The organism is Geobacillus zalihae NBRC 101842, assembly GCF_001544135.1.
In the GTDB taxonomy this organism is placed as follows: Bacteria; Bacillota; Bacilli; order Bacillales; family Anoxybacillaceae; genus Geobacillus; species Geobacillus zalihae.
The window spans coordinates 22,306-39,417 of record NZ_BCPV01000035.1; the positions used below are offsets into that span (position 1 = coordinate 22,306).

The window sequence follows — 17,112 nt, forward strand, 5'->3', positions numbered from 1 at the left end:
ATCAAATTAGTCTTTCAATCCTGATAACGTTATACCGCGAATAAAGAAGTCTTGGGCCAATAGAAAAATCACTATAACGGGTAATAAACTAAGCACAGTCCCAGCCATTAATACAGGCCAGTCAGTAGAATACATCCCTTGCATAGATGCCAAGCCTAACGGTAATGTCATTTTCTCCAAAGAATTAATAAAAACAAGAGGCCCAAGAAAATCATTCCATGTTCCCATAAAGACAAAGACTCCTAAAGTAGCAAGAGCAGGTTTAGATAGCGGCAAGAATATCCTCCAATATATCCCAAATGGTGTACAACCGTCTATCTTAGCAGCATCTTCCAAGGCTGATGGAATAGTAAGGAAAAATTGGCGCATTAGAAAAGTTCCAAAAGCCGAAACAAGCCCCGGTAAAATCAATGAGGCATGAGTATCGACCAATCCATAGTAGCGCATCAAGATGAACGTGGGAATCATAGTAACTTGACTTGGAACCATCATAGTTGCAAGATATAACCCAAATATTATATCGCGATAACGAAACTTAAGACGTGCAAATACATACCCAGCCATTGAACTCGTAATCAGTTGACCGATAACTACAATAACTGTTATCTTAAGACTGTTTAGAAAAAATAGATCAAAAGGAAAGCGATCAAAAATTCTAAGATAGTTTTCCCAATGTATTTCTTTCCCAAATGGTTTAGGGGGAAATATAAATACCTCACTCATATCCTTAAATGAAGTACTCAACATCCACAAAAACGGGAAGATCATAAAAATTGCCCCTAAACTAAGACACACATGTGCTAATACCCTTTGAGTTATACTTTTTCTCATAACTCTCGCACCTTTTTAATAAATTTCAGATTTCTTCTTCTGATGCCAAAACTGCACTAGCGTAACAATTGAGATCATAAAGAATAAAACATACGACATTGCACTAGCATAACCCATTTTGAAGAATTGAAATGCATTTTCATAAATATAGTGAACCATAACGGATGTTGACCTTGCAGGCCCTCCCTGGGTCATAAGGAATACTGAATCGAACACCTGAAAAGACCCTATAACAGACATCACTGATACAAAGAAAGTAGTTGGAGAAAGGAGGGGGACTGTTATATTCCAAAACTTCTTAAACCAAGTTGCTCCATCGATATCCGCAGCTTCATAATAACTCTCCGGAATAGACTGTAATCCAGCCAAAAAAACTAACACCTGAATCCGTGATAAAGACGCGTTCAAAGCTGCCAAGAAAACTGGATCAATCAACAAAATATTGCACTCGGGGTTCTTCACCTAATAGGTGAACATTCGAAATGGAGTCGAAGTCTCGACACGATTGGGTTTCCCAGCATTTTTGATACACTTCTGTCACGGATTCAGGTAACATATTGAACCCCAAATTTTTCCATACACTAGTCATGATAACTGCAGGCATTGCCCACTTTGTACTTGTTAACCAACTTGGTCCTTCTATACCGAATAGACCCAAAAAATAATTTAAAACACCATATTCTGGATTATAGATCCACTGCCATATTACGGCTACGGCCACCATAGACGAAATAACAGGGAGAAAATAAGCAGTTCTATAAAATTTTATCCCTCTAAGTCCTTGATTGAGAGCTACTGCTAATAATAAAGATAGAACAATGCCTACTGGCACAGATACAATGGTGAAATAAAGTGTATTCCAAAAAACTTTTTTAAAAGTTTCATCGTGAAATAGGTTAATATAGTTCTGTAAGCCCACAAACTTGATCGGCTGTAGTAAATCCCATTCAGTAAAGCTGAGTAGAAAGGAAGCTATGATAGGCCAAAATGTAAATAATAGAAAACCAAGTAAATTAGGAAACAATAAAACAATTGCCCATGTAATATCTTTGCGAAATAACCCCAGAATTATACTTTTTTTACTCCATGCCCTTAATTTTATAGATAATTGAATATCATTTTGCGTATCCATTTTGACCCCCCTCTTCTTAGAAAGGCCCTAGGGGAAAACTAGGGCCCTATCGCTCGTATTCAATCCCTTTGTTTTCTAAGCTCTTCGTTTGAACGATTATCGATCCTCTCAACCACCTTGTCTAGCGACTCACCGTTGTAATAGAATTTGTCTAATTCCTCAGTAATAATGGAGGTAATCTTGTTATTAGAGAGGAAGGCATTAGGATAAGGCTTAGCATTCTCAAAATATGTCACCATCTTTTCAAAACCTTCTGGATGCACTTCCTTATTATACCATTTTTTGATCCCTTCATTTGTATACAGGGCTTTGCGATTAGGCATCCATAGACCTTCCTTGACTAGCTGGATTTGATACTCTTCAGAGGAAAGAAAACTAACCAACTTCCAGGCTTCTTTAGGATACTTAGTTTTAGCTGAAACAGCATGTACGTGAGCTTGACCGTGAGTAACTGCCTCCTTAAATTTTGGTAATGGAGCCACCCCGACAGGAAACTTCATGGACGCCAGTTCCTGTAATGACCAAGAACCATCAATAAGCATACCAATTTTACCTGTTTGTAACATTTGTGTTGGTCTCATTCCTATTTTTTCTAATACACTCGTTTCTGGAGCTACTCCATACTTAACTCTTAAATCTAAAACAGATTGTAAAACTTGTTTTACCTCCGGGGTATTAAAGGTTGATTTCGTAAAACTGTTATTGTATGGACTCCCACCATTGGAGAAATATTCAGCCACCGTCATGTAGTTATTTTCGAGTCCAAACACTCCAAACTGTTCAACCTTATCTCCGTTCTTTTTAGTAAGTTTTTTAGCAACCTCTACAAATTGCTTCCATGTCCAAGCCTTTTGGGGATCGCTAGAAGGATAAGGAATTCCTGCTTCGTCGAATAACTTCTTATTGTAAAAAAGGACGGGTGATACTGTACAGCTACTTACACCAAAAATCTTCCCGTCAATCTGCATAATACTTGCCGCTGAAGGTATAAAGTCATCAATAGAATACTCTTCTTTAAAGTAAGGGGTTAGGTCTAGAAGAACTCCTTTTTTCTGAAAGGTCCGGTAATCCTCAGAGCCTAGAAAAAATACATCAGGAGCAGCGTTGCCTGCCAACATGGTTAATAATTTTGAGCTATATTGAGATTGAGGAATTGGTGTGTACTGAACTCTTATGTTAGGGTTTTCCTCCATAAACTTTTGGAGTCCTTTCTTAACAGCTTCAGTCTCTAATGGGCTAGCCTCCCATCCCATGAACTTTAGAGTTACAGTTTTTGATTCACCTTCCCCCTGGGCAGTTTTATTATTAGAACTGCATCCTCCTAATACTATTAAAAATGTTGTGAGTAATATTATCATTATGATTGACTGTTTTTTTCTCACGAATAAACCTCCCTTTCCATGAGTTATTACAGAGATCAGTAGTAACAACAAAAAATTCTAACTAACAATTTATATGTACGTACAAAACCACCCCCATAATGATTGCTTTGGAAATTAAACTATTCTTGAAAGCGTATTCTAGTTTTTATATTATCGCTTTTTGTTCGTACATGTCAATATTTTTTTGAATTTTAATTCATTTATTTTTAACAATTGTACGAACATATAGTTATGTGTAGGTTCAAGAAGGGACACGAGCTCTCAGCCCGTGCCCTAGGATGCCAAATCATTCGATTTTCTAATTTCTTATCTCCCCCGCCAAAACACTTCATTCCATCTCAATTCATTTTTGAACGATGAGACGGACGTATGTTCATTGATCACGACGCATTCGATGCCGGCCATTTCCGCAAAATCCTGCAGTTGTTCTGTTGTAACTGCAAATGAGAAGCATGTATGGTGGGCGCCGCCAGCCAAAATCCATGCTTCAGCTGAATCGCGGAGCGATGGACGCGGTTTCCATAAAATGCGCGCAACGGGCAATTTCGGCATGTCGTGCTCCACTTTTACCGCATTGACCTCGTTGACGATGAGGCGGAACCGGTGCCCTAAGTCGATTAGCGACGCATTGACGGCCGCCCCTTCACCACCGTCAAAGACTAAGCGGGCTGGGTCTTCTTTTCCGCCGATCGACAGTGGATGAACTTCAATGCGCGGCCGGGTTGCGGCGATCGTCGGGCATACTTCGAGCATATGGGCGCCAAGAATCATTTCATTGCCCGGCTCAAAGTGGTACGTGTAATCTTCCATAAACGACGTCCCTTTGCCGTCGGCCATGACTTTCATCAACCGGACGAGTGCGGCTGTTTTCCAGTCGCCTTCGCCGCCGAAGCCGTATCCTTCCGCCATGAGCCGCTGAACGGCGAGTCCCGGGAGCTGCTTCATCCCATGCAAATCCTCAAACGTCGTCGTGAAAGCGGCAAAGTTCCCGTCTTTCAGGAAGGCTTTTAATCCAAGTTCAATCCGCGCCTGTTCACGGATCGACTCGCGAACCGGCCCGTCTTGGCGGCCAGCGGGCACAATGTCATACAGCTCGGCATATTCCTCAAGCAGTTCGTTGACTTTTTGTTCGGAAACATCGCGGATGTATTGAACCAAATCCCCGACGCCATAGCCATTGACCGACCAACCGAATTGGATTTGCGCTCCGACTTTGTCCCCTTCGGTCACTGCCACTTCACGCATGTTGTCGCCAAAACGAGCGACTTTGAGATGGCGGCTTTCCGCAAAGGCGACGGCCGTTCGCATCCACTTCGCCAGCCGCTCGCGGACGCTTGGGTCTTCCCAGTGCCCGGCCACCACTTTTCGGGCGACTCCCATTCTTGCGCCGATAAATCCGTATTCCCGGTCGCCGTGGGCCGATTGGTTTAAGTTCATAAAGTCCATATCGATGCTGTCCCACGGAATATCGCGGTTAAATTGAGTATGAAGATGCAATAACGGTTTTCGCAACTCCAAAAGGCCGCCAATCCACATTTTCGCCGGCGAGAACGTATGCATCCAGGTGATCACCCCGGCGCATTGTTCATTCGCATTCGCCTCAAGGCAAACGCGCCGGATTTCCTCTGGCGTCGTGACGACCGGTTTCAAAACGAATGGGAACGGAAACACCGAATCGCGGTTCCACCCATCGACCATGATTCTCGAATGTTCTTCAACCTGCTTTAATGCTTCTTCCCCGTACAAGTGCTGGCTTCCTGTTACAAACCAAAATTCATAAGGACGTAATGACAGCATGATTGCCCCTCCCCATTTACGATAAAGTCACCGATTCGTTCGCCGTCCGTGCAGTTTCTCTCCAATGTTTGAGCCGTTTCATGACATCGTTTTCCCCACGGCCGAAATAGTCATGAAGCTTCGTATATTCTTGGTACAACTGCTCGTAGATCGCGACATTCTCTGGAATTGGCTTGAACGTCTCTTCGCGTACTTTCCCCATCTTTTGGGCTGCGTCGACGATCGATTCATATCCACCGTTTTCTTTGCCGGCCGCGACCGCCGCAAACATAGCCGCCCCCACCGCCGGAGTTTGTTTCGAAGCCGCGATTTTGATCTCGCGGTTGGTGACATCGGCATAAATTTGCATGAGCAGTTTATTTTTTTGCGGCAGCCCACCGCACGCATACAATTCGTCAACTTTGACACCGTTTTCAACGAAAGCATCGATAATTTTGCGTGTGCCAAAGGCCGTTGCTTCAAGCAGCGCACGGTAAATCTCTTCTGGTTTCGTTAGCAACGTATAGCCGATGATAAGCCCGGTTAAATCGGTATCGACCAATACGGAGCGGTTGCCGTTCCACCAGTCCAACGCCAACAGCCCGGTTTCTCCCGGCCGATAGGCAGCAGCCCGCTTCTCAAGCCATTCGTGGACGCCGACTCCTTCTTTTTCTGCCGCTTCTTTCACATATGCCGGAACACCTTGCTCCACATACCAAGCGAAAATGTCACCAACTGCGGATTGGCCGGCTTCGTAACCGAAATACCCGGGAATGATGCCGTCCTCGACGACCCCGCACATGCCTTCGACATATTTTTCTTCCGTGCCCAGTAGCATGTGGCAAATCGAGGTTCCCATCGCCATCACCAGCTTGCCGGGCTCGACAACCCCGACACCCGGTACGGCCGCATGGGCATCGACATTTCCGACGGCAACGGCCGTTCCCGGGAGAAGGCCCATCATGGCCGCCATTTCGTTCGTCAGCACTCCCGCTCTCGTACCAAGCGGAACGATCGGACCGCGCAGTTTCGTGTCTGTCAAGTGTTCCAGCCGCGGGTCGAGCGCCCGGAAAAATTCCTTGCTTGGATACCCATCTTGTTTATGCCAAATCGATTTATAGCCCGCTGTGCAGCTGTTGCGGACGATATTCCCGGTCATTTTGAAAATGACCCAATCGGTCGCCTCAAGGAAAAGGTCGGTCTGTTCGTAAATCTCCGGATCTTCGTTTAGAATCTGCCAAATTTTCGCAATCATCCATTCAGATGAAATTTTTCCGCCATATCGCGGCAAAAACGCTTCCCCTCGTTTGGCAGCGATCTCGTTGAGCAAGTTCGCCTCATCCTGAGCGGCATGGTGCTTCCACAGTTTCACCCAGCTGTGCGGGCGATGCTTAAACTCTGGTTTCAAGCAAAGCGGCTCTCCGGAGGCATCAACCGGCAACATTGTGCAAGCCGTAAAATCGATCCCGACCCCGATAACATCCGATGGACTAACTCCAGACTTTTGCAAGACGGCCGGGACAGCGGTCGCCAACACTTCGATATAATCGCCCGGGTGTTGCAACGCCCAGTCTGGCTCGAGTTGTACGTTCGATTCCGGCAGGACTTCATCGATAACTCCGTGAGGGTATGGAGTGACATGATCCGCAATTTCGTTTCCATCTAGATCAACGAGAACCGCCCGTCCCGATTCCGTCCCATAGTCGATGCCAATGACATATTTTTGGCCCATCTAGTTCTCCCTCCCCTTATTGCCCATAGTAAGCATTGACGCCATGCTTGCGTAAATAGTGGCGGTCAAGCAGCGATTGGCTGATCGGCTGTACGTTCGGATTGAGCATGAATGTTCTTGCTGCCATTTTTGCCACCTCTTCCAAAACAACAGCATTATGAACGGCGTTCGCTGGATCTTTCCCCCAAGCAAACGGTCCATGCCCATGCACTAAAACGCCAGGCATTTGCAGCGGATCAAGGAAACGGAACGTTTCTGTAATCACCTTTCCGGTCTCTAGTTCATAAGCCCCTTGAATTTCTTCATTGGTCATCGGGCGGGTGCACGGAATTTCCCCATAAAAATAGTCCGCGTGCGTCGTCCCCAACGGAGGAATCCCTTTCCCGGCCTGCGCCCAAACAGTCGCCCAAGTCGAATGGGTATGCACAATTCCTCCGATTCCCGGAAATTGTTTATACAGCCAGAGATGGGTCGGAGTGTCCGATGACGGTTTCCACTGTCCTTCCACCACCTCGCCGTCTAAATTCACGACCACCATATCTTCCGCAGTCAGTCTGTCATACGCCAACCCACTTGGCTTAATGACAACCAACCCGCGCTCCCGGTCAATCCCGCTCACATTTCCCCATGTAAATGTCACAAGGCGGTATTGTGGGAGCTGCAGGTTGGCCTCAAATACAGCCCGTTTCAGCTCCTCAAGCATAACTCCCACTCCCTATAAAAGTCTCTTCACCTCCATTATAATTTTGTACGTACAATTTTTCCATACTTTTTTCTTTATTTTGGACATATTTTTATATTTCTTTAGTAGAGTTCCGGACAATTAACTCAGGTTTATAAATAATATCCCTGATCGTTTCAGCCGTTGGCTGTTCGATCATTTGAATAAGCAGTTGCGCTGCTTCGATCCCCATTTCCATTTTTGGATGACGGATCGTCGTCAACTTCACTTCCGTCGCTGTCGCAAACGTCGAGTCATCAAACCCGACGATCGAAAGGTCATCGGGAACGGATAATCCTTGTTGACGAATCACCTCAAGAAGTAAAATCGCCAGCTCATCGTTATAGCAGACAAAGGCAGTTGGTCGCTCCCCTTTTGGGCGTTGCAAAAACTGTCTTGCCACCTCAAGCGGTTTTGTCATTTTCTCCTCTGTTGCATAAGAAAGAAGATAGTCTGTTGCAACAGGCATCTCGTGTTGCTGGTGAGCGCGAATAAAGCCGCGCAAACGGTCCACTCCTTGCAAATCGTCGGTTTTAAAGAAACCAGCAATCCGGCGGTGCCCTAAACGAATAAGATGATCGGTCAATAAAAATCCGCCCTGCTCATCATCCATTTTCACGCATGGACAGCTCACTTCCAAATAGCGAGCGTTAATCATGACATACGGAATATGGAGGTTATTGAGCGACAAGTAGTAGCCTAGATTCGGATTCCCTTGTGCACTTTTGGTCGGCTCGATGATCAACCCGCTTAATGGTTCTCGAATCATCTCCTCAAGCTGCTCTTTCTCTCGCTGTTTATCATTATTCGTACTGGCCAGCAAAAGACGGTATCCCTTTTCCCGCAACGTCTCCTCCGCCCCGCGGACAATATGCGGAAAAATATAGTCGGAAATATAAGTAGTGATGATCCCAATGGTTTTCGTATCCACTTGTTCTTTTGACTTCGGCCGGGACACAAATGTGCCGCTCCCTTGAATTTTGTACAGCCACCCTTCCTTCTCGAGCTCCCCGAGCGCCTGCCGAACCGTATGACGACTTAACTGAAACTGGTTGGCGATTTCATGCTCAGTTGGAATTTTCTCATCCGGCTTCATTTTTCCAGACACGATCCAAGATAAAATTTCTTGCTTTAATTGCACATATTTTGGCACCATTTTCTCCTTCATAAGTCCACCTCAACGACAAAAATGAGATACAAATTAATTTTATTATAGCAATTCTCATTTGTTCGTATCTATTTTTAATAACAAAGGGCCAAGCAGATTGGCTTGACCCTTTGTTTTGCTTACGCAGCTTTGTTTTTGTTGTAAATATCAAAGGCAACAGCGGCAAGCAGAACAAGTCCTTTAATGGCTTGTTGCCAGTCGATGCCCAGTCCAAGTAAGGACATCCCGTTATTCATTACGCCCATGACAAGACCACCGATGATCGCCCCACCGATCGTACCGACGCCGCCATAAGCAGATGCACCTCCAATAAAGCATGCCGCGATGGCATCGAGTTCAAACAAATTTCCTGCTTTTGGCGTCGCTGCGTTGAGACGGGCAGCAAAAATTAGTCCGGACAAAGCGGCCAATACCCCCATATTCACAAACACCCAAAAAGTGACACGTTTTGTTTTAATCCCTGACAGTTGGGCTGCCTTTTCATTGCCGCCAATAGCATAAATGTGACGCCCAACGACCGTTCGATTAGCGACAAATGAATAAGCGATGATCAACGCAGCCAAAATAACTAAGATTGTCGGAATTCCTTCGTACGTCGCCAAAATATAAGAGAAGATCATAATAACGGCAACAATGACGGCCATTTTTATCCCAAACACCGGGGCAGGACTGACCGCAAAGCCGTATTTTTTTTGGCCGTTTCGTTTTCGCCATTCCAATGCGATAAATAAGACAGAAATCGCTAAACCGACCACAAGAGTGAAAAGATGAAGAGATCCCCCATTAAATAGATCTGGAAGAAACCCTGAACTAATATTTTGGAATGTTTTCGGAAACGGGGCGATTGATTGCCCCTCTAAAATGACCATCGTCAACCCGCGAAACAGTAACATGCCTGCCAACGTCACAATAAACGCCGGGATTTTCACGTAGGCAACCCAAAATCCTTGCCATGCCCCAATCAAGGCTCCTAGCACTAAGCAAATGAGAACTGTCATCCAAACCGGTACATGATGTTGAACCATAAGAATGCCAGCCAAAGCCCCGACAAAGGCTGCCACCGATCCGACCGATAAGTCGATATGTCCAGTAATAATGACAAGCATCATTCCAACAGCCAACACTAAAATATAACTGTTTTGCAAGATTAAGTTCGTAATATTTAGCGGCCTTAATAAAATGCCTCCCGTTAATAATTGAAACAATAACATGATCAAGACGAGAGCGATCACCATGCTATAGCTTCTCATATTGCTTTTTATCATCTGTTTGAAAGTTAACCGTTCGTCCTTTGTTGACCGCTTTGAAGGTTGGTGTACTGTTTTTTGCATCGGTGCTTCCATCTTATACTCCCTCCCGAATAGCCGTTTTTGTCATTAGTCTCATTAATTTTTCCTGTGTTGCTTCTTCCCGTACAACTTCACCAGTGATGCGTCCTTCGCTCATCACGTAAATCCGGTCGCACATCCCGAGAATTTCTGGAAGCTCGGAAGAAATCATTAAAATGCCTTTCCCTGCATTCGCCAACTGATGAATGATCGTATAAATTTCATATTTCGCCCCTACATCAATTCCCCTTGTCGGTTCATCCAAAATCAAAATATCCGGTTCGGCAAAAATCCATTTACTTAAAACGACTTTTTGCTGATTTCCACCACTAAGCGCTTCCGCTTTTTGAAACACGCTTGGCGTTTTAATTTTGAATTGGTTACGGAATCGTTCCGATTCAATAATTTCCTTATTTTCATCGACCACAAAATGGTTCGAGATTTTTCCTAAGCGAGAAAGCGTAATATTTTTCCGAATGTCTTCCATTAAGATAAGGCCATTTCCTTTCCTGTCTTCGGTTACATAAGCGATCCCGTTGGCAATGGCTTTACTAACATCGCTTACATCGATTTTGGCCCCATTTTTCCATATCTCACCGCTGATTTTCTTTCCGTATGATCGACCAAAGATGCTCATGGCCAATTCAGTTCGACCTGCCCCCATGAGACCGGCGATTCCCACAATTTCTCCTCTGCGAATTGACAAATGAACATTATCAATTACTTTGCGTTCGGGATAAACAGGATGATGTACGGTCCAGTTTTTTACTTCAAATATAACTTCACCGATCTTCGGCGTTCTTGTCGGATAACGGTTCGTTAAATCACGCCCCACCATTCCGCGAATGATTCGATCCTCGGTCACTTCATCGCGCTTCATATCCAATGTTTCAATCGTTTTTCCATCCCGTAAAATCGTGATCGAATCGGCGACCTTGGCAATTTCATTCAACTTATGAGAAATAATAATGGCAGACAAACCTTGTTTTTTAAACTCTAAAAGCAAGTTTAATAAATTTTCACTGTCATCTTCATTCAATGCCGCCGTCGGCTCATCCAAAATAAGCAATTTTACTTCTTTGGATAATGCTTTCGCGATTTCCACCAATTGCTGTTTGCCGACTCCAAGTTGACCGACCAACGTGTGGGGGGATTCATCCAATCCAACTTTCTGCAACAGCTCTTTTGTTTGTGCAAACGTTTCGTTCCAGTTAATGACTCCTTTTTTCGCCCGTTCATTCCCTAAAAAAATGTTTTCAGCAATGGACAAATAGGGGATTAGGGCAAGCTCTTGATGGATGATGACAATCCCTAATTGCTCGCTCTGTTTAATATCTTTAAATTTGCATACTTCTCCTTTAAATAAAATTTCCCCGTCATACGTCCCATATGGATAAACGCCACTTAACACTTTCATCAATGTCGATTTTCCTGCCCCATTCTCCCCGCAAAGCGCATGAATTTCTCCTTCTCGCACCTTTAAATTCACATTATCAAGCGCTTTCACTCCGGGAAATTGTTTCGTAATCCCCCTCATTTCCAAAATAAATGCACACATACTCCCCCGCCTCCTCGTAAGAGAGCACGGATATAAGGGACAGCAGCCCTTATATCCGCTTTTTCTCTCAAGCTTATTTCAAATCTTCTTTTTTGTAATAGCCACTATCGACTAGCACTTTTTCATAATTCGATTGATCGACGGAAATCGGTTCCAACAAGTAAGACGGCACGACTTTTACCCCATTATCATATGTTTTGGTGTCGTTTACTTCCGGCTTTTTGTCCTTCAATACTGCATCAGCCATCTCAACAGCTTTTTTCGCCAATTCCCGCGTATCTTTAAATACCGTTTGTGTTTGTTCACCAGCAATAATCGATTTTATTGAAGCCAATTCCGCATCTTGTCCCGTGATTACCGGCATCGGTTTGCTCGCGGTCCCATAACCGACCCCTTTTAAGGAAGAAATGACCCCGATGCTAATACCGTCGTACGGAGACAGTACGGCATCAACACGAGCGTCCGTATAATGCGCGCTCAGCAAGTTATCCATACGCGCTTGAGCTGTCGCCCCATCCCAACGGAGTGTTGCAACTTGGTCGAATTTTGTTTGACCGCTTTTTACCACTAGCTTTCCTGAATCGATGTACGGTTTTAAAATCGACATGGCTCCATCAAAGAAGAAATAAGCGTTATTGTCATCTGGAGATCCAGCAAACAACTCAATATTGAACGGGCCTTTTCCTTCTTTAAGACCTAGCTTTTGTTCAATGTATTGGCCTTGCAGCACACCAACTTTAAAGTTGTCGAATGTCGCATAGTAGTCCACATACTTGCTATTCTTGATTAAGCGGTCGTACGAAATCACCTTAATCCCTTGTTTATTCGCTTTTTCCAATACGTCGGTCAACGCTTCCCCATCAATCGGTGCAATGACTAACACGTTAACGCCTTTGGTGATCATATTTTCAATTTGAGATACCTGGTTTTCGACTACGTCTTCAGCATATTGCAAATCCGTCTTATAACCGAGCTTCTCAAACTCTTTCACCATACTTTCCCCATCACGCACCCAGCGCTCCGATGACTTTGTTGGCATCGAAATACCGACAAACCCAGCGTTCTTTCCGCCACTCGTTCCGATGCCGCCACATGCAGACAACGCCAATACAAGGAACAGTAACGTTAGTGTAGATAAAAACCTTTTCATTTTTCCCCCTCCTAAAATTTGTACGTATATTTTCTTCGTGCTTTTACTATATCATTGATTAAATTGTACGTCTTTTTAATCAATTAACGATTTTTATAAAAATTTAACTTTATTGAAGCGTTTTCAAAAAAAGAAAGATGTCCCTACAAATTGGGACACCCTTTTTGATTACCATATGTAAACAATGAATCTTCCTTGAATCGATATCTAGTATGTCTGTGGAAGGCAGGCGGCTTTTGAGGTCAGCTCCCGCAAAAAGAAAACGTGATCTGTTTTGCTACTAGCTATGCCTCACGTTCTAGATGTATCTTCCGATATTGGTTTGGAGGCACTCCCATCGCTTTTTTAAAGGCCGTGCTAAAATAATGTTGTGTATCATAGCCGACTCGCTCGGCAATTTCGTGAATAGGTAGTTCCGTAGATAAAAGTAGCTCAACCGCCTTCGTCAGTCGAATTTTCGTCAATAAGTGAACAAAAGAAATGCCTAGCTCTTGCTTGATCATTCGGCTCAGGTAAATGGGAGAGACATTGAGAAATTGAGCAACCGACTCAAGTGTCAGTTCTGACTGGCTAAAATGTGTCTGTATATACTGTTTGGCGCGGCGGACAACCGGAGAAAGACGCTTTTCTTCCTCCATCTTCCTCTTACATTTTTCATACGCCGAAATCACCCCGGTCACCCCTCCCTCTACCATTTCCATATAAGCGCTAGCTCCAATGTACAAATATTGCTTTAATGCGGCTTCAATCCCCCTACGCTGTTCTTCACTAATCGGTGTCCAAACTATGACAACAACGAACCCATTTGAATCGCGAAAAACCAACATTTCATGATTCACCAACAATTCAGACACGATGTTTTCTATCGCAAACAAAAGAATGTATCGATCCCGATCGTTCATAATGGGTTGATTTTTAAACGAGAACCATTGAATGACAACAACTTGAACAGGACAAAATGATGGAAGGCCAAGCAAAGGCAACTGTCTCATCATTTCCTCTTCCCTCAATCTTCCTTCTACCCATTCGACTCCTAATTGCTGGCGAAGCAACCCGACATTTTTTTGTACTTGACTCGTTAATAGCTCTACATATCCTCTCTCCTGATGCTCACGTTCAAGTTTCTCTTTCACCTTCGCCACTACTTCGCGCAATTGCTTTGGGTCCGTTGGTTTTAACAAGTAATCATCCACCTGGAGACGGAGTGCTTCTTGCGCATATGAAAACTCATCGTAACCAGTAATCACGATCATATGGCAGTGCGGCAGCCTCTCTCGCACATGTTTCATAAGTGTCAGCCCGTCCATAATCGGCATGCTCAAATCTACAAATAATACGTGCACTTCATGTTTTATCGCTAATTCTAGCGCCTCTTCCCCATCTTCCGCTTCCGCGATCACTTCCATATTGAATTGAGCCCAGTCGATCGATTCTCGAATTCCTTCACGAATAATCATCTCATCATCCGCAATTAGCACTTTCCACATTTCTTCGTCCCTCCTAGGAGAGGTTCATGATCATTGGATGCACAATCATCACGGTCGTTCCTTTCCCTTCTTCACTGTCAATATACAACCGATAAGACGGACCGAATGTTAATTGCAACCGAGCCTGTACATTGACCATTCCGTATCCTTTTATATTTCTCATCTTGCCTTCCTGATCTCCCGCTGTAAAGTCAATCGTTAGACTTTTCCGCAGCTCCTCAAGCCGCTCCCGGGACATTCCAATCCCATCATCTTTCACGCGAATATACATCGTTCCATCTCGCTCTTCTGCTTGAATCGAAATATGCCCCGGTCCTCTTCGCTGTTTAATGCCATGATAAATAGCATTTTCCACAATTGGCTGCAACAACAATTTTAACACATAGAACTGTTGCAAATGTTCAGGAATATCAAATGTGTAGTTTAACTTATCTTTATAACGAACTTTCTGAATGTGCAAGTAACTTTTTATATGTTCGATCTCCTCAGCGAAAAGAATCATGTTCCTTCCTTTGCTCAACCCGATGCGGAACAGCTTTGCCAGCGCACCCACCACTTCCGCTACATCATCCGCCCCTTTTTTTCGCGCCATCCACTGAATCGTATCTAACGTATTGTAAAGGAAATGCGGCTTAATCTGGGCCTGCAGCTCCCGCAACTCCGCTTCCCAACGCTGTCGCTCCTGCCATTCTGCCAAAGAAATAAAACGTTGCATTTGATCCAACATATGGTTGAAGCTTCGGCCTAATATCCCAATTTCATCCATACGTTCATCATGATAACGGACCGTTAAATCGCCTGCTTGCGCTTTTTTCATAAAAGCTGTTAGCTGGCTGATTGGGCGCGATAACGAAAAAGATAAGTAATACGAGGCGCCGAGCGCAATAAAACAGACGAAAAAGATGAAGCTGATGATATAAAAACGGATTTCCATCACTTCTAACGCCGATTCATTGCCAGAAAATACTCCGATAATCGTCCAATTGGTAAACGGGGAGCGTTGATAAATCAACTGGATATGTTGTCCGTTTATTTCTTTCGAAAACGTACCACTATTCCCTTGAACCCATCGCAGCGGAATTGTTCGAAGCGGCGATGGGCTTGGAGTATAAATACTCTCGCCTCGCTCATCTATCACTAGCAAATGTCCCCATTTCCCAAGACGGACGTTTTTTGTCGCTTCTGCAATGACTCGCAGCTTTAAATCAATAAGCACGACTCCCTTCACCTTTTGTGTCTCAGGCTCTAAAATCGCCCGTACTGCGGATACGACCTCTTCGCTTGAATAATTGGCATGGGAAAGGACATTTCGCCCACCAGGATGGCCAATCATTTTAAAAATCCCTTTATTTTTAACCGCCTCCTGATACCACGATTCCTCTGTCAACGGTTGCGAGGAGCGGCTGTACATTTCATTGCTAATATAATCGCCATATTGGTTGACAACCAAGATTCCAGCAATTTCAGGATATAACGTTGTAATCCCTTGCAAAAACTGACGAATCTCATACTCATCACTAGAGGTGGAGCGGTCAAAAAATGCTTTCGTCTCAGGATTAAATGCAATTAAATACGTAATATTTTGCATATTATTAACATAAAACTCTAATGTTCTATTGACTTGGCTAATTAACTGTAACGTATTTTCGTTAACTTGCCGCTCGATGATTCGGTCAACCGCCCAGCTCACTAGGCCTCCAAGCCCGAGAGCAGGGACAATCATAGAAATCAGCAACAAGGAAACAAACTTGTACCGTATCGGCCAATGACGAACTCGCCAACGTTTTCGTACTCCCAACATCGATCACTCATTTCTTCTTTATCTGGCATAAAAACGATCCACATTTTCTTTCGTAACAACCGTGATCCCTGTATCGACATACACCGGCAGAGGCAAATCCCCTGACCGCGAAGAAGACGTAAGGCGATGATGAAGTTGAAATAAAAACTGCAACGACCAGTATCCCATATTCCATGTTCCTTGCGCCAATGTCGCAGCAATGACACCCTTCTTCACCAAATCTAACGTTTGTTTTTCCGTATCAAAACTAATCAATTTTACATGCTTTTTATTCAACATCACAACGGCCTCGGCCATGCCAACTCCCCCATTCGCTTCCGTTGCGAAGATCCCCTGCACATCTGGGTAATCCTCTAAGATCTCTATCGCCGCCTGTTTGGAAGCCCTAACATCCCCTTTCCCATTTTTTTACAGCCACCACATGCATTTGTGGGTATTTTTGATAAATTGTCTCGACAAACCCTCTTGTTCTCTCTTGGTGATTAAGCTGATAAGGCGAAGTAATGATCCCGACATTCCCTTTATTCCCCAACAGTTTCGCCATTTCATGAGCTGCTGTCACTCCAGCATTATAGTTATTCGTCCCTAAAAACGAAAACGCCTTGCTTCCCGAAGCATTCGAATCAAACAACACAACTGGAATTCCTTTCTCCACTGCCTTGTTGATCGTTTTCGTCAACGCTGTCGGATTAATCGCCGAAATAGCAATACCCGCCGGCTTCCTTGCGATCACCTGTTCTAGCACCGTCACTTGTTCATTGACATCATACTGTGTCGCTCCGCGATATTCTACAGAGACGTTCAACTCCTCGGCGGCGTCTTCAAACCCTTTGAGACAGCGCTTCCAATAATCCATTCCTGATTGGAAGGTGATCATGACGTATTTTTCGTTAGGTTGGCCTTGAAATGCCGTCTCTTCTTGGGAGGATAAACGAAGGTGAGAAATTTCGAAATGATAGCGATATATATAAAGAAGAAACAAACCAATCAAGCAGACATAAATAATTGCTAATTTTTTCATATTAACCCTCCCCCCTGCAATATGG

At 44.2% G+C, this 17,112-nt stretch carries 12 protein-coding genes and 2 pseudogenes; all 14 read right to left on the reverse strand.

Annotated features, from left to right (window positions below; genetic code table 11):
• Window positions 1–6 precede the first annotated feature (6 nt).
• Window positions 7–831, reverse strand: a complete 825-nt coding sequence (locus GZ1_RS11060) for a carbohydrate ABC transporter permease (RefSeq protein WP_015374993.1) — start codon at window positions 829–831, stop codon at window positions 7–9.
• Between the two features lie 15 nt (window positions 832–846).
• Window positions 847–1,203 (reverse strand): annotated as a pseudogene (locus tag GZ1_RS11065) (carbohydrate ABC transporter permease); the annotation flags it as partial.
• Between the two features lie 55 nt (window positions 1,204–1,258).
• The gene (locus GZ1_RS11070; RefSeq protein WP_060788485.1) at window positions 1,259–1,963 is read right to left on the reverse strand and encodes a carbohydrate ABC transporter permease; all 705 of its coding nucleotides are present in this window, start codon (window positions 1,961–1,963) and stop codon (window positions 1,259–1,261) included.
• 59 nt (window positions 1,964–2,022) lie between these two features.
• Entirely contained in the window at window positions 2,023–3,345 is a 1,323-nt protein-coding gene (locus GZ1_RS11075) for an ABC transporter substrate-binding protein (RefSeq protein ID WP_015374995.1), read from the reverse strand.
• Between the two features lie 306 nt (window positions 3,346–3,651).
• Complete coding sequence (araA, locus tag GZ1_RS11080) at window positions 3,652–5,142, reverse strand: L-arabinose isomerase (RefSeq protein ID WP_060788486.1); 1,491 nt, start codon at window positions 5,140–5,142, stop codon at window positions 3,652–3,654.
• Window positions 5,143–5,158: 16 nt separating this feature from the next.
• Window positions 5,159–6,853, reverse strand: a complete 1,695-nt coding sequence (locus GZ1_RS11085) for a ribulokinase (protein WP_060788487.1) — start codon at window positions 6,851–6,853, stop codon at window positions 5,159–5,161.
• Window positions 6,854–6,869: 16 nt separating this feature from the next.
• Window positions 6,870–7,556 carry an L-ribulose-5-phosphate 4-epimerase gene (araD, locus tag GZ1_RS11090; protein WP_060788488.1) on the reverse strand — a complete coding sequence of 229 codons (687 nt, stop codon included), beginning with the start codon at window positions 7,554–7,556 and terminating at the stop codon, window positions 6,870–6,872.
• Between the two features lie 91 nt (window positions 7,557–7,647).
• Window positions 7,648–8,742 (reverse strand): GntR family transcriptional regulator, encoded by a 1,095-nt coding sequence (locus GZ1_RS11095; RefSeq protein WP_011887526.1) that lies wholly within the window; start codon window positions 8,740–8,742, stop codon window positions 7,648–7,650.
• Between the two features lie 119 nt (window positions 8,743–8,861).
• On the reverse strand, window positions 8,862–10,085 hold the full coding sequence (gene mmsB, locus GZ1_RS11100) for a multiple monosaccharide ABC transporter permease (RefSeq protein ID WP_011887527.1): 1,224 nt from the start codon (window positions 10,083–10,085) through the stop codon (window positions 8,862–8,864).
• A gap of 1 nt (window position 10,086) precedes the next feature.
• Window positions 10,087–11,628 (reverse strand): multiple monosaccharide ABC transporter ATP-binding protein, encoded by a 1,542-nt coding sequence (gene mmsA / locus GZ1_RS11105; protein ID WP_011887528.1) that lies wholly within the window; start codon window positions 11,626–11,628, stop codon window positions 10,087–10,089.
• A gap of 73 nt (window positions 11,629–11,701) precedes the next feature.
• A complete protein-coding gene (gene chvE, locus GZ1_RS11110) occupies window positions 11,702–12,778 on the reverse strand; it encodes a multiple monosaccharide ABC transporter substrate-binding protein (protein ID WP_008880038.1) in 1,077 nt (358 codons plus the stop codon).
• Window positions 12,779–13,062: 284 nt separating this feature from the next.
• The gene (locus tag GZ1_RS11115) at window positions 13,063–14,265 is read right to left on the reverse strand and encodes a response regulator transcription factor (protein ID WP_011887529.1); all 1,203 of its coding nucleotides are present in this window, start codon (window positions 14,263–14,265) and stop codon (window positions 13,063–13,065) included.
• A 13-nt stretch (window positions 14,266–14,278) separates the two neighbouring features.
• Entirely contained in the window at window positions 14,279–16,066 is a 1,788-nt protein-coding gene (locus GZ1_RS11120; RefSeq protein WP_029761232.1) for a cache domain-containing sensor histidine kinase, read from the reverse strand.
• Window positions 16,067–16,084: 18 nt separating this feature from the next.
• Window positions 16,085–17,087, reverse strand: a pseudogene (locus GZ1_RS11125) (substrate-binding domain-containing protein).
• Between the last annotated feature and the right edge of the window lie 25 nt (window positions 17,088–17,112).

Excerpts from the sequence above, each read along its gene's own strand:
- GZ1_RS11060 (WP_015374993.1), bottom strand. The coding sequence starts at position 831 with ATGAGAAAAAGTATAACTCAAAGGGTATTAGCACATGTGTGTCTTAGT.
- GZ1_RS11070 (WP_060788485.1), bottom strand. The coding sequence starts at position 1,963 with ATGGATACGCAAAATGATATTCAATTATCTATAAAATTAAGGGCATGG.
- araA (WP_060788486.1), bottom strand. The coding sequence starts at position 5,142 with ATGCTGTCATTACGTCCTTATGAATTTTGGTTTGTAACAGGAAGCCAG.
- GZ1_RS11085 (WP_060788487.1), bottom strand. The coding sequence starts at position 6,853 with ATGGGCCAAAAATATGTCATTGGCATCGACTATGGGACGGAATCGGGA.
- araD (WP_060788488.1), bottom strand. The coding sequence starts at position 7,556 with ATGCTTGAGGAGCTGAAACGGGCTGTATTTGAGGCCAACCTGCAGCTC.
- GZ1_RS11095 (WP_011887526.1), bottom strand. The coding sequence starts at position 8,742 with ATGAAGGAGAAAATGGTGCCAAAATATGTGCAATTAAAGCAAGAAATT.
- mmsB (WP_011887527.1), bottom strand. The coding sequence starts at position 10,085 with ATGGAAGCACCGATGCAAAAAACAGTACACCAACCTTCAAAGCGGTCA.
- mmsA (WP_011887528.1), bottom strand. The coding sequence starts at position 11,628 with ATGTGTGCATTTATTTTGGAAATGAGGGGGATTACGAAACAATTTCCC.
- chvE (WP_008880038.1), bottom strand. The coding sequence starts at position 12,778 with ATGAAAAGGTTTTTATCTACACTAACGTTACTGTTCCTTGTATTGGCG.
- GZ1_RS11115 (WP_011887529.1), bottom strand. The coding sequence starts at position 14,265 with ATGTGGAAAGTGCTAATTGCGGATGATGAGATGATTATTCGTGAAGGA.
- GZ1_RS11120 (WP_029761232.1), bottom strand. The coding sequence starts at position 16,066 with ATGTTGGGAGTACGAAAACGTTGGCGAGTTCGTCATTGGCCGATACGG.